The 13,657-nt window shown below is 43.6% G+C and carries 11 protein-coding genes; 6 read left to right on the forward strand and 5 right to left on the reverse strand.

Annotated features, from left to right (window positions below):
• Window positions 1-37: 37 nt before the first annotated feature.
• Window positions 38-418, forward strand: coding sequence for a RidA family protein (locus AC13CC_RS09030; protein WP_482877787.1), 381 nt, complete (start codon window positions 38-40; stop codon window positions 416-418).
• On the opposite strand, the gene AC13CC_RS09035 is transcribed toward AC13CC_RS09030, so the two are convergent.
• From AC13CC_RS09035 to AC13CC_RS09050, 4 genes are all read right to left on the reverse strand, one after another.
• Window positions 411-1,262 (reverse strand): N-acetylglucosamine kinase, encoded by an 852-nt coding sequence (locus tag AC13CC_RS09035; protein WP_482877788.1) that lies wholly within the window; start codon window positions 1,260-1,262, stop codon window positions 411-413. The genes AC13CC_RS09030 and AC13CC_RS09035 overlap by 8 nt on opposite strands.
• Before the next feature lie 74 nt (window positions 1,263-1,336).
• On the reverse strand, window positions 1,337-2,338 hold the full coding sequence (gene gap, locus AC13CC_RS09040; RefSeq protein ID WP_326278954.1) for a type I glyceraldehyde-3-phosphate dehydrogenase: 1,002 nt from the start codon (window positions 2,336-2,338) through the stop codon (window positions 1,337-1,339).
• 22 nt (window positions 2,339-2,360) lie between these two features.
• A complete protein-coding gene (gene pfkA, locus AC13CC_RS09045; protein ID WP_326278953.1) occupies window positions 2,361-3,347 on the reverse strand; it encodes a 6-phosphofructokinase in 987 nt (328 codons plus the stop codon).
• Window positions 3,348-3,491: 144 nt separating this feature from the next.
• Window positions 3,492-7,943 (reverse strand): translocation/assembly module TamB domain-containing protein, encoded by a 4,452-nt coding sequence (locus tag AC13CC_RS09050; RefSeq protein ID WP_482877817.1) that lies wholly within the window; start codon window positions 7,941-7,943, stop codon window positions 3,492-3,494.
• A 72-nt stretch (window positions 7,944-8,015) separates the two neighbouring features.
• Between AC13CC_RS09050 and tsaD the strand changes: the two genes are divergently transcribed.
• The 5 genes from tsaD to AC13CC_RS09075 all read left to right on the forward strand — a co-directional run bounded on the left by tsaD (window position 8,016) and on the right by AC13CC_RS09075 (window position 12,933).
• A complete protein-coding gene (gene tsaD / locus AC13CC_RS09055; RefSeq protein ID WP_482877789.1) occupies window positions 8,016-9,044 on the forward strand; it encodes a tRNA (adenosine(37)-N6)-threonylcarbamoyltransferase complex transferase subunit TsaD in 1,029 nt (342 codons plus the stop codon).
• Window positions 9,045-9,218: 174 nt separating this feature from the next.
• On the forward strand, window positions 9,219-9,926 hold the full coding sequence (locus AC13CC_RS09060) for a 16S rRNA (uracil(1498)-N(3))-methyltransferase (RefSeq protein WP_326278951.1): 708 nt from the start codon (window positions 9,219-9,221) through the stop codon (window positions 9,924-9,926).
• A gap of 66 nt (window positions 9,927-9,992) precedes the next feature.
• Window positions 9,993-10,643 carry a DUF4159 domain-containing protein gene (locus tag AC13CC_RS09065; RefSeq protein ID WP_482877790.1) on the forward strand — a complete coding sequence of 217 codons (651 nt, stop codon included), beginning with the start codon at window positions 9,993-9,995 and terminating at the stop codon, window positions 10,641-10,643.
• 3 nt (window positions 10,644-10,646) lie between these two features.
• Window positions 10,647-11,747, forward strand: coding sequence for an AI-2E family transporter (locus AC13CC_RS09070; RefSeq protein WP_326278949.1), 1,101 nt, complete (start codon window positions 10,647-10,649; stop codon window positions 11,745-11,747).
• A gap of 7 nt (window positions 11,748-11,754) precedes the next feature.
• Window positions 11,755-12,933 (forward strand): class I SAM-dependent methyltransferase, encoded by a 1,179-nt coding sequence (locus AC13CC_RS09075; RefSeq protein ID WP_482877791.1) that lies wholly within the window; start codon window positions 11,755-11,757, stop codon window positions 12,931-12,933.
• Here AC13CC_RS09075 and AC13CC_RS09080 read toward each other — a convergent pair.
• Window positions 12,930-13,652 (reverse strand): M15 family metallopeptidase, encoded by a 723-nt coding sequence (locus AC13CC_RS09080; RefSeq protein WP_482877792.1) that lies wholly within the window; start codon window positions 13,650-13,652, stop codon window positions 12,930-12,932. The genes AC13CC_RS09075 and AC13CC_RS09080 overlap by 4 nt on opposite strands.
• Between the last annotated feature and the right edge of the window lie 5 nt (window positions 13,653-13,657).

Here is a 13,657-nt window from a genome sequence, read left to right on the forward strand (position 1 = left end):
TAGCTCGATATTTTTTACCTTGTACCAAAACATTCCCATGAAAAAAATAATAAACACCTCAAAAGCACCGGCACCTATTGGGCCCTACAACCAAGCAGTGCTCATAAAAGATACGCTGTATATATCCGGGCAAATTCCCATTGATCCCACAACGGGTGAATTGGTTGAAGGCAATATAAAGGCCGAGACCAGACAATCCATGGAAAATTTAAAAGCCATTCTCGCCGAAGCGGGGATGACTTTTGGGCATGTGATCAAATCCTCGATATTTATCAAGGACATGAACCAGTTTGCCCAGATCAATGAAGTGTACGGCACTTATTTTGATGCGGATACCGCACCAGCAAGGGAAACTGTGGAAGTCGCAAACCTGCCCAAGTTTGTCAATGTTGAAATATCGATGATCGCTGTTAGATAGTACCTTGGTGGAACTCCACGAGACCCTCGATGGGCCTACGTCGGATGACACCCAAGATCAAATCGTTGCGTTCCATACAGGCCTTCAGTTCATCCCTTAAAAAGTGGGCTATGCTCCCTACAAAGCTAACGGGCACCTTGGTGGCCAGTTCGTATTGCATGATGTAATTGTTCACGAACTGCTGAAGTCCCTTTTCAATGACCCCTTTGCAATAAGGATGCTCCTTGTTTTCAATGATAAAACGTGCAAATGTGGCCAAATACGTGTTTGGGTTGGGTTGCTTGTACAGATGATCTTTAATGACATCGGCATCCAGGTCGAATTCCTTGGCGAATTTTACACCAAGGTCTTGTGGCATTTTATGGAAATAGTAATCCCGGATCAGTTTTCTTCCAAAGAAGTTCCCACTGCCATCGTCCATTAAAATGTAACCAAGTGATGTTACCTTCTGGATCAGCTGGTGACCATCGTAATAACTACAATTGGAACCGGTTCCCAAAATACAGACAATACCCTGTTTGCCAATTTTAGTGGTGGCATATATAGCGGCATAGGTATCTTCCCTCACCTCGGCTTTGGCATTGGGAAAGAAATCCTTGAAGATGGATTTCAAAAAAATTTTCATTCTATCGGTACCACAACCGGCACCATAAAAATACAATTGACGTACTTTTTCCTTGTTTTTGGAAAGTTCAAAATTATTGGCCAACCTGTCCTCTATTACTTCTTTGGTAAGCACTTCCGGGCTAAGGCCCAAGGTTTGGGTAACAAACAGTTGTTTCCCATTATCATCCAAGGCAATCCAATCGGATTTAGTGGCACCACTATCCACAATCAAAACCATACGTCGAGATTTATATTGAAATCCTGAAGAGAGGAATCCTCCCTTCAGGATGAAAAATTATTGAGATAAAAAAATTATAGGCTTGCTGCGTGCAGGGCCAAGTCAACCAATTTATTGGAATAACCGGTTTCGTTGTCGTACCAAGAAACCACTTTGAAAAATTTGGAATTTAGCTCAATTCCAGCACCTGCATCGAAAATGGAAGTTCTAACATCCCCAACAAAATCTTGGGAGACTACAGCTTCTTCGGTATATCCCAAAATTCCCGACAATTCCCCTTCGGAAGCAGCCTTCATAGCAGCTTTGATACCTTCGTAGGAAGTCTCTTTTTCCAATTTTACGGTCAAATCCACTACGGAAACATCTGCAGTAGGGACCCTGAACGCCATACCTGTTAGTTTACCTTCCAGCGAAGGAATAACCTTGGTTACCGCTTTTGCGGCACCAGTAGACGCTGGAATGATGTTCAAAAGGGCACTTCTACCACCTCTGTAATCCTTTTTAGAAGGACCATCAACGGTCAATTGGGTTGCCGTTGTGGCGTGTACCGTTGTCATCAAAGCTTCAGCAATACCAAACTCATCGTTAAGAACTTTGGCGATCGGTGCCAAACAGTTGGTGGTACAGGAAGCATTGGAAATAATAGTGTCCGTTGCCTTGACATCTTTATGGTTAACACCCATAACAAACATTGGGGCATCCTTGGATGGAGCGGAGATCACGACTTTTTTGGCACCACCATCAATATGTGATTGGGCCATGTCCAAAGTGGTGAAAATACCGGTACATTCTGCAACGACCTCAGCGCCGACCGCATCCCATTTTAAATTCTTTGGGTCACGTTCTGCCGTAATCCTGATTGTATTACCGTTGACTACCAGATTTCCATCTTTCACCTCCACGGTACCTTCAAAATTTCCGTGAACAGAGTCGTACTTCAACAAGTAGGCCAAGTGCTCAACATCCAACAAATCGTTGATTGCCACAACATCTACATCACCTCTTTTTACGGTTGCCCTAAATACCAACCTTCCTATTCTACCGAATCCGTTGATTCCTATTTTCAAATTTGACATGTTCTTCTTTTTTGTGTTTAAATTAAGTTGTCATTATATCCGAAACTCTTATGAGCTCTTCGTCGATTTCCGTGTGCGCTTTTATGGCCTCTGCCAAAGGTGTAAGCACCAATTTGGTATCCTTTATACCTACCATTAGGTTTGATTTGCCCTCCAGAATGCTCTCAACGGCCTTAACGCCCATTCTACTGGCCAGAACGCGGTCAAAGCAAGTTGGGTTGCCCCCTCGCTGCATATGCCCCAGTACGGACACCCTAACGTCATAAATGGGCAAATGCTCTTCCACGTATTCCTTTAGTTCAAAAACGTTCTTACCTATTTTATCCCCTTCGGCAACAATTACGATACTAGATGATTTCCCCGAGGCTTTACTTCGTTTTAGGGAATCCAACAAACGCTCAAGTCCCAGATTCTGTTCGGGAATTAAAATTTCCTCGGCACCTGCGCCCACACCTGCGTTAAGGGCAATGTGCCCTACGTCCCTGCCCATGACCTCAACAAAGAAGAGCCGGTTGTGGGAACTTGCGGTATCACGAATCTTGTCAATGGCATCCACCACGGTGTTGATCGCGGTATCAAAACCTATGGTATAGGAAGATCCCAAAATATCGTTATCAATGGTTCCCGGGATTCCAATTACTGGAAAATCGTATTCTTCTGTGAACAAAAGCGCACCTGTAAAGCTTCCGTTCCCACCAATGACCACAAAGGCGTCGATACCTTCCTTGGTCAGTTGGTCGTAAGCTTTCCTTCTTCCTTTCTCAGTCCTAAATTCCTCGCAACGGGCGGATTTTAAAATAGTACCTCCCTTGTTGATAATGTTGTTTACACTACGTGCATCCAAGGTCTTAAAATCGCCTTCCATCATTCCTTGGTACCCTCTGTAGATGCCCACGCACTCAATTCCCAAATATGCACAAGTACGGACAACGGAACGAATTGCGGCATTCATTCCAGGAGAGTCTCCGCCTGAGGTAAAAACGCCTATTTTTTTAATTTCTGAAGCCATTCAAATTTTTAAGAGGTCAAAGCTAGGAAACTTTATTCAAATTTTGAATACCTTGATAATTTATTTGTTTTATAGGATTTTCTCAAACGTTTTCGTAATAAATTAATACAAAAACTTTAAAAAATATAAATTTTATTGTGTTGATTAGGGTTGATTAACAGGCTTTTCCGAAAAACGAATCAAACTGTCCTTTCCCATGACCTGCGTGGGCTGTTTTCTGGGAGTGCTTTTTTGTTCTGTTGCCGATTTTTCCTGCTTGTTGAACACCTTCCGCATCAACTCCCTAAAACTGTCAAAATCCACTTGGTAAGACAGCCCCACCCCTTGGGTATACCCTTGTCTTTCGGCCAAGAACTGCTGCACCTGGTTTTCCCTGTTAAATATCTTGGCACTGAGCGTTCCCTCATCGTTCAACAATACCTGCACCTCAACATCGCCGGCTACCACCGTTTCCGAAACGCCGCCGACCGGTACCCCTACCCTGCCGTTCACCAAAATACGGTCGGACAATTGTGTGGAGACCGTTACCCCTATCCTATCCTCCGTGGCAATATCGGCGTTGGGATCGTTATAACCCTGCTCGTAGGACACCCCGAAGTTAAGTTTGTCGTTGTTTCCCGATAGTATTTGGTTGAAAAGCCCTGAAGCGGTCTGGATCAGGTTTCCGGTAACGGCCTGTTGGTTGATCCCTCCCGATTGTGGGTTCACAAAGGTTCCCTGTGCCAACAAAAAGAAGGCGTTTCTTTCCTTAATGGTCGGATCTTGCAAGCGATACTCCAGTTCGGACTGCACTACAGAGGTCGTGCCGGGAAAATCGATCCCAAAATTGATGTTGGGGCTTTCCAGTTCCCCGTCCAACCTTATAACAACTTCGGTGGGTATTCTTCCTGTATATCCCGCATTGTCCAAAAGTGGCGCGGGATTGGCATTAAGGGAATATACCGCTTCCAAGTTCAATTGTGCCGCCAGTGGGTCTCGCTCCCACAGAATGGTGCCCCCAGGACGCACCTTGAACTTTTTATCTATGACGCCGCCATATTTAAAATTATATTCCCCGGACACCACAACAAAGTCCCCGTACATATTGAATTTTCCATTGGTATTGATCTCGATCAACAAAATACCTTCCCCTGTTCCCTTTAGGGAACTTCCCGTGGACCGGTCCACTACAATCTCCACTTCTGCCTCGGGGGTAACAGCAAGGTCAAAGGCCATTTCCAACCCTTGGTATTCATCCAACACCCGTTCTTCCTCAAAGGACTTGGATTGCCCTTTTTCCAAAAAATTGATAAATGAATAATCCCCTACGCTGGTCACATCGCTCAACGGGATCTTAAGGGAAGTGCCCCTAGCCGTAATGGCATCCACAGTAATGGTCAAGGCATCGGTTGGACCATAAATACTTCCCGTTCCATTGATGAAACCTGTTCCGTAATAGAGGGTTTCCTCATCGTATTCGGTGTTCAAAATCATGAAGCGGTCGTTATTGGTATCCACATCCAGCCCAAGGAACCAATCATCAAAACCGGTGTGGCTTATGGTACCGTCCAAAGTGGCCGTGGTGCCCTCCTCCACGTCGGAAAGCTCCACATTTTCAAAATAAAAGGTCTGGTCAAACAAGCGTACCTGGGAATAGGGTGCAAAATCATAGTCCACGTTGAGATAGGGAATTCCAATGCCCGCATCATTTAAGCTGAGCACCCCATTAATAGCAGGGTTTTCCACATTACCGGTGATGGTTGCATTGCCACTGACCTTTCCCCTAATATTGGAAATAATGTCCTCCCCCAACGGGTTGAAGGGCTCTAGGGCAAAATCGGTAAAGTCAGCGACCAGGTCCAGTTCTTGCTCATTGTTTATGTTGGTGACCTTTCCATTTATGCTCATGAGTTCTTTTCCCTTATCATTGAGCCAGGTGCTCACGCCAAACTCGGTAAGGTCGTTGTTGCCATAAATGCCAACTTCCAAATCGCCCATGTGCATCTTGTTGATACTGAAGTTTTGGATATGTAAACTTGAAGTGGGCAGATACTTTCCATCTTTCTGTAAAATATTGAGAAAGCCATCCACTTTCCCGTCCAGTTTTAGGCTGTCGATCGCCGGGGTGATCTTGTTTAGGGATACCAATTTAAACTGTAGGTCCAAATCTTTATAGGTGGAATCCGCAAACTCTCCCCTTAATCGAATCTGTTCTTGGTTATTGTTGTCCATGACCACATCCTCTATCCTGATGCTGTCCAAGGAGCTGTTAAAGATTACCTTGTTCTTATTGTTCCCGTTCTTGTTGAGCACCCAAGTGTTCCCTTTAAAGCTAATGTCCGATTTTTTGAGTCCAATGACCGATCGGTTGTTTTCGTTAAAGGTGTGATAAAAGTTCAGGTTATAGCTGTCGTTGTACTCGCTTCCTCCCTTAAACTCCGTTCTAAAGAAAAGGGTGTCCTTTAAGGTGGTATTGATCAGGTTAAAATCTTTGATATCGTAATACACCGTGGACATGTCCTCCACGGACACAAAGGTGTTGAACAATGGGTTTTTGTTGTCTATCTTCAACTCAATATTATCGAACTTGTTCCCAAAGGCCTCGATACTGGGCGATTTAAAGGTGAGCTTAAAATCACTTTGGTCCGCCTTTATGGCCCCTCGAATATAGGTGTTGGCATCAAAAGCCATTTCCGGGACAAACACATCAACAATCTTGTTGTAAATCTTAAAGTTGAAGTCGAGATGTTGACCGCCCGAAATCTCAAAGGGCTGGTAATTGGTATAGATACTTCCGATGGAATTCTGGATCAATCTTCCCAGTTCGTTTACCTTGAAATTCCCTCGCATATATCCGGTGATGATATCCGGTGAGTTAATCTCCACGGTTCGTATGGTGTCCCGATCAAAGGAAGAGGTCACATTGAAATCCTCGAAATAGTAGGTGTCGTTCGCATTTTGATAGGTGGTATTGGAAAAACGCAACTGTCCTGCCATGTCGTCAAGATTGTTGCCTTCAATATCCATATCCACATGCCCTTTAAATATGGAAATGCTATCGTTGATAAAATTCAATTCCTTAAGGTCGGCGTAGTCCACTGCGGCCACAAAGTTGAATTTGTTCTCCCGGGCCCCGAAATTGGCCAATCCTTGAAAATCGAACCTAAAGTTATCGTCGTTGCACAAAAGCACGCCATCAAAAAGTTCGTTCCTCAAAATACCGGAAACCTTTATTTTGTTATACTCGTAATCGTTGAATTCAAATTTGTAGATGTCCCCGGAAACTTCGGTATTCAAGCTCTCCGCTACAAATCCCTTTCCTTCCACGTTCATGTCCATAGAGGCAAGTCCAAGGTCTTCATTATCTATAAATTCCCCGATATCAAAATCGATCAAAGAAATAAAACCAATGTACGAGGCATCTTCTATGGTCTGCACATTGGTCATTTGAAGATCCACGTAGCTATCGCCCACAGCAGTGTTCAAATTGACGGTTACGTCAATGGAGGTCTCTGTGATCTCCGTATCCCCACGCACTGTAAACTGACCCAATTTTTGAACGGACCCCGGAATGTTCCTGCCCAATATTTGGGGCAAAATACTCCGTAATTGATAATAACTGGAGGTAAGGTTGTCTATATCACCACGCAATACAAAGGGAGCCTGCCTACTAAAAATGTTATCGAACCTAAAGTCGCCCCGAATACCTGTATTATCGGTAAAAAGAAACAAATTATCTACCTGGAGTTGGTTGAGCACCCCACTAAAGTCCCCGGTAAAGGTCACCGTTTTGTCCTGACCAAATTCATCGTAAAACGCATTTATCTCGTTTAGGGCCACGGAAGATTCCGTAAAATTGGCATCGATCTTCACCAAATCAACAAAATTGGCCAGATCTTCCCGCTCATAATTGAACACCAAATTACCTTTTAGTTCGGATTGCTCTGTATCGATCAGCAGGGAATCAAAGCGCATCTGTTGCTTGGTGTATTTAAAATCGGTAGCCAATTTCTCAAGGCGTATCCCTCGCTTTGCCAAGGTGGAAAGGTCGTCTATTTTTAAGGAGACATCCGGTCCAAGTACCTTAAAATCGTGCGCCAAAACTTCAATTTCCGAGAAATTCAGCACCTCTGGTTTTTCGAGGTTCTCATCGACCAACCTAAATTTCCCGCCATGTATCTCAATCTCATCAGAAGACATAAAAAATGGAGGGGTTCCGGGGTCTCTGGGCTTACCGTCATCCAATTTGGCCACAAACACATCCAGATTGGTGTCCGTTTCCCCTTCGTAGGTCTTTAAGTTAAAGGTAAGACCGTCCAATTCCATATCGCCAAACTCCATCTTATTATTGGCCATATTACGCAGGTTTAAAATAGATGTGGTCAGCTTGTGAATGTAAATTAATGTGTCCTTCCTATAATCTTCCACATAAATACCCTTTATCCCTGCATTCATGTTGAACAGGGACATGCTTATCCGTTCAATGTGGATGTTTGTACCAAACTCCTCGTTTAAGGCATCGGTAGCGTATTTTCCCAACTTGGTCTGTACCGCAGGCAAGGACAATACCAAAGAGCCCAATACCAGAATAAGGATAATGGCCAAAAGGAAACGCAACAGTATTTTACGAAGTTTTTTGATAGGGTTTTTATGTTTTACCTTTGACAACCAATTTTTGTTCCAAAACGCGTGGAAAATCCAAAAAAATATATTCTTGCAATCGAATCATCCTGCGATGACACCTCTGCTGCCGTGCTTTGCCATACAAAAGTACTGAGCAATGTGGTAGCTACCCAAGAAATTCACAAGCAATATGGGGGTGTTGTCCCAGAATTGGCCTCAAGGGCACATCAACAAAATATTGTTCCCGTGGTACACCAAGCCTTGGCCAAGGCAAATATCGACAAAAAACAGCTATCTGCCATAGCATTTACACGAGGGCCCGGACTTATGGGATCTTTGCTGGTGGGCACCTCTTTCGCCAAATCTTTGGCACTGGGCCTGGACATACCCTTGATCGAGGTAAACCACATGGAAGCCCACATTCTCGCCCATTTTATCGAGGATAAGGACCAGACTTCCCCAACATTTCCGTTTTTGGCAATGACCATTAGTGGGGGACATACACAAATTGTGAAGGTCACGGATCACTTTACCATGGAAGTCTTGGGCGAAACCTTGGACGATGCCGTGGGCGAGGCCTTTGACAAAAGTGCCAAATTGATGGGACTGCCCTACCCCGGTGGCCCATTGATCGATAAATATGCAAAACTGGGCAATCCAGATGCCTTTACCTTCCCAAAACCAAAAGTTGATGGACTTAACTTCAGTTTTAGTGGGTTAAAGACCAGTATTCTCTATTTTTTACAACGAGAAACCCAAAAGAACCCAGATTTTGTTTCCGAAAACATGAATGATATTTGTGCTTCGGTGCAATTCACCATTCTGGAGATATTAATGGAAAAGCTGCAATTGGCTGTTGACCAGACCGGTATAAATAAAATTGCCATTGGCGGGGGTGTTGCTGCAAATTCAGGAATTCGGGGAAGACTTAAGGATGCAGAGGAAAAGTTGGGCTGGCAAACCTTTATTCCTAAATTTGAGTATTGCACGGACAACGCCGCCATGATCGGTATTGTTGGTTACCTTAAGTTTGAAAAGGGGATGTTCACCGGCCAAAGTATTGCCGCCAAGGCACGTTACGCCATAGGTAGCTAATTAGCTATAGGTTTCGCCTAAAGAGTCCTCCCCCAGCCCCTCCAAAGGAGGAGAGAACGGTTCTTCCCTATGGTGAGATTGGGTGGGGACGGAACGTGAAATAAAAATAAACCAAAGTCTTCGCCCAAAGGCGAGGGATTTCCCCAAAAGGGGACATTAATGTAAACTTTAACTATGCAGCTTTTCTACAATCCATCGTTGGACAATAGTGCCAAACAGTTTGTTTTTCCGCCCGATGAAAGCAAACACATTGTCCGGGTCTTGCGAAAATCCGAAGGAGACATTGTACACATCACCAATGGCAAAGGCTATTTGTTCGAAGCTGAAATCTTGGAGCCGGACCAAAAAAGATGCAGGGCACGTATTACTTCGCAGCGTAAATCAATTCCAAAAAGATATAAACTGCACTTGGTGGTTGCCCCTACAAAAATGAATGACCGATATGAATGGTTCTTGGAAAAGGCCACCGAGATAGGCGTGGATGAGATTACCCCGATCATTTGCGACCACTCCGAACGAAAAACCATTAAACTGGAACGAATGGAGCGTGTACTGCAAGCTGCCATGAAACAATCGTTGCAAACAGTTTTACCACAGATCAACCCACCAATACCCTGTAAGGACTTTTTGGAATCCGATACTACCATTGGCCTAAAATTTATTGCCCATTGCCAAAATGGGGAGAAAATGGAGTTAAAACGAAGAGTGATCGCCGACAATGATGTTACGATACTTATCGGGCCCGAAGGTGATTTCTCCAAAGAAGAAATCGATCTGGCCAAAGAAAAGGGATATGTCCCCATTGCCCTGGGAAGAAATCGACTCCGCACCGAGACAGCGGCCATTGTGGCCTGCACAACAGTGGCCACAATCAACAACTAATGGGACCGTACTTTATTTTTTACAAAGGAATATCCTATTTTTGAAAGGCTGGTCAACTGCTTCCATATGAAACAACATATCCATTTAATATGTACCCTACTGTTTTTTGCGGTAACTGCAATACATGCCCAGCAGATTGCCGTACTTAAATATGGAGGTGGGGGCGATTGGTATTCCAACCCCACGGCACTTCCCAACTTAATTCAATTTTGCAACACCAATATTGATACAAAGATCGATCCAGAACCGGAAACGGTGGAAGCAGGGAGCGTCTCTATTTTTAAATATCCATTTTTGCACATGACAGGACATGGCAACGTCTTTTTCACAGATGAAGAAGTCCAGAATTTGCGAACCTATCTTTTGTCCGGAGGTTTTTTACATATTGACGACAACTACGGCATGGAACCTTATCTGAAAAGGGAATTGGAAAAGGTTTTCCCGGACAAACCCTTGGAGGAACTGGGTGCCGACCATCCCATATTTTCGCAAAAATTCAAGTTTGTGGATGGACTTCCCAAAATCCACGAGCATGATGGGAAAAGACCGCAGGCCTTTGGGGTTTTTAATCGGGGAAGATTAGTTTTGCTCTACACTTACGAGTGCGACCTTGGGGATGGCTGGGAAGATCCGAGCGTGCACAACGACCCGGAAGAAGTTCGGTTGAAAGCCTTACAAATGGGAGCCAATATTGTGGAATATGCCTTTAAAAATTAAAACATGAATGCCAAAACAATCGCCAACGGAATATTACGGGCAGTGGCCATTATGGTCGGTGTGGTTCTTTTAGGTTGGTTTTTTTACAAAATCCAGTCCGTATTGGCGTATTTGGCCATTGCAGCGGTTTTGGCCTTGTTGGGCAGACCCATCGTATTGTTCCTGCGAAGAAAGCTCAAGTTTCCCAATACCTTGGCCGTTGTGGTTACCATGATATTCATGCTGGCCATTTTTTTAGGGATACTCGCCCTTTTTATCCCCCTGATCGCCGAACAAAGTAAAAATCTGTCCCTACTGGATATTGAAGCACTTAAAGCCGACCTTAACACGCTTTACATTCAAACCTTGGACTATTTTGGTGCCTCAACGGGAAGTTTCAACACCTTGCTGAACGAATCCCACATCGAAGAAAATGTGTTACAAGGATTGGATCTGGGTTTTATCCCCAATTTTCTTAACTCGTTTGTCAATGCACTGAGCAATTTCAGCGTTGGCCTTTTTTCCGTTCTCTTTATTTCCTTTTTCTTTTTAAAGGACAGTAAATTGATGCAAAATGGCATCTTGACCTTTGTACCGGACAACAAAGAAAGCAATCTGGTAAAGTCCATTGACAAGATCAATAACCTGCTCTCCAGATACTTTGCCGGGATTTTACTTCAACTCTTTATACTCTTTGTGATTTACACCATAGCACTATTGATCGTGGGCGTTGAAAATGCCATTGTTATTGCATTCTTGTGCGCCCTGTTCAATATCATCCCCTACATAGGTCCGATCATTGGGGGAGTGATCATGATTACCCTGACCATGACCAGTTCGCTCGGGGCAGATTTCAGCACTGTTATTTTGCCAAAGGCCATGTATGTTTTTATTGGTTTGACGGTAGGTCAGCTCATTGATAATTTCTTTTCACAACCCTTTATTTTTTCCACAAGCGTAAAGTCCCACCCTCTGGAGATTTTTCTGATCATCATTATTGCAGGGCTTTTGTTCGGTGTGGTCGGAATGGTGGTCGCAGTACCCGGATATACGGCCATAAAGGTTGTTTTAAAGGAGTTTTTAACGGAATATTCCTTTGTGAAGAAATTGACCAAAAACTTATAGCACCGGTTTGAACGATATTATTTTAACTATCGGTGTCCAGGATTTTATATCAAAAAACATCTCCGCAGACACCCTGTCAATTTTACTTAAAAAACCTGTTTTTCAGGGCATTTCCCAAAAAGAGCTGGTCGAGCAGATAGAAGCTAAAAAAAAGAGTCGGGATAAACTGCCCACTTGGTTTGCCTCATCCCATATCTACTACCCAAGCAAACTCAATATTGAACAAACCAGCTCCGAATCGACAGCTGAATATAAGGCCCGAATTGTAAGTGGAAAAACCTTGGTGGACCTTACGGGGGGATTCGGTGTCGACAGTTACTTTTTTTCAAAAAAAATGGCTTCCGTCCTTCATTGTGAAATCAATTCGGAACTGAGTGAAATTGCAGCCCATAATTTCAAGGTTTTAGGGCGGAACAACATAAAATGCCTGCCCGAAGATGGCATTACATTTTTAAAGGAATCAACACAAAATTTTGATTGGATCTATGTTGATCCCTCCCGAAGAAGTGATAAAAAAGGAAAGGTTTTTCTCTTAGAGGATTGCCTGCCCGATGTACCCGAACACCTGTCTTTGATTTTTGAAAGAACACAACATATTCTCATAAAAACATCCCCGCTTTTAGATATAAAAAAAGGGATTGGGGAACTGGAATTCGTAAAAGAGGTTCATGTTGTGGCCACCAATAACGAAGTAAAGGAACTCCTCTTTATTTTAGAAAAGGGATACAGCGGAAGCATTGGAATAAAAACCATCAATTTACTGCCAGACCGAACCGATGAATTTAATTTTAAACTGGAAGAAGAACAAAATACCGCCATTGATTTTGGGGAGCCTTCCGCTCATTTGTACGAACCCAATGCCGCTATTTTAAAGTCCGGTGGGTTTAAGTCCGTAGCCAAAACCTACAAGCTTAAAAAACTCCACCCCCACTCCCATTTATACACTGCTGACACTCTTGTAGATTTTCCCGGGAGAAGATTTACCATTGAAAAGACCCTTCCTTATTCCAAAAAGTCCATAAGATCAATGGCCGTCCCAAAAGCGAACATCACAACAAGGAACTTCCCCTTATCGGTTGCCGAGCTTCGCAAAAGGCATACTATCAAAGATGGGGGCGAGACCTACCTGTTCTTTACCACCGATATCAACGACAACTTGATTTTTTTGCTGTGCAAAAAGATTTAATCGTCGCATTCCCATTTAAAATTGGCGACCCTATCATTGGTGGCAGCTGAAAGGTTATAATGCCACCATTCGGTTCTGATGGACCAAAAACCGTGTGCTTCCATGGTCTCCTTTAACAGTTTTCGGTTATCCAAGATCTCTTGTGGCAAATCCATATTGTCATGATAGGCCCTTTTCCCGAAGTAATCAAAATCGGTTCCCATATCAAGTTCATTGCCCTCCAGGTCAACCAAGGTAATATCCACGGCACCGCCCTTGTTGTGAATAGATCCTTTATCTGGATTGGCTACATATTGGGGGTTGGGGACAATCTCCCACATTTTGTATTGTACCGAGTTGGGGCGATAACAATCAAAAAACTTGATTTTTACCCCTTTTTCCATAAAATCCTTGTTGGCCTTAATCAATGCCTTTGCTGTTTTTACCCTTGTATAGCATTCGGCGCAGTCGTACACCTTGGCCTTTAAAAAATTATTCTCGGTGGCATAGCGCATGTCATATGCAAAATCTTCACTAAAATCGGCCAGTCGCACAAAAGTGGTATCGGCCAATCCCTCGAATGTTTTTAAAACAGGTTTTTCCTCCTTGATAATGGTATCACTGGAAATGGAGTCCAAACGAATTGCTGTTTCGGTTTGGACAGATTCATTTTGGCTTTTGGCTTTTTGTTTACAGCTAACCGTCAAAAGAAGACCTAGGAAAATAATCGGGTATTTCATCAAAT

The organism is Flagellimonas sp. L-11 (assembly GCF_056857735.1).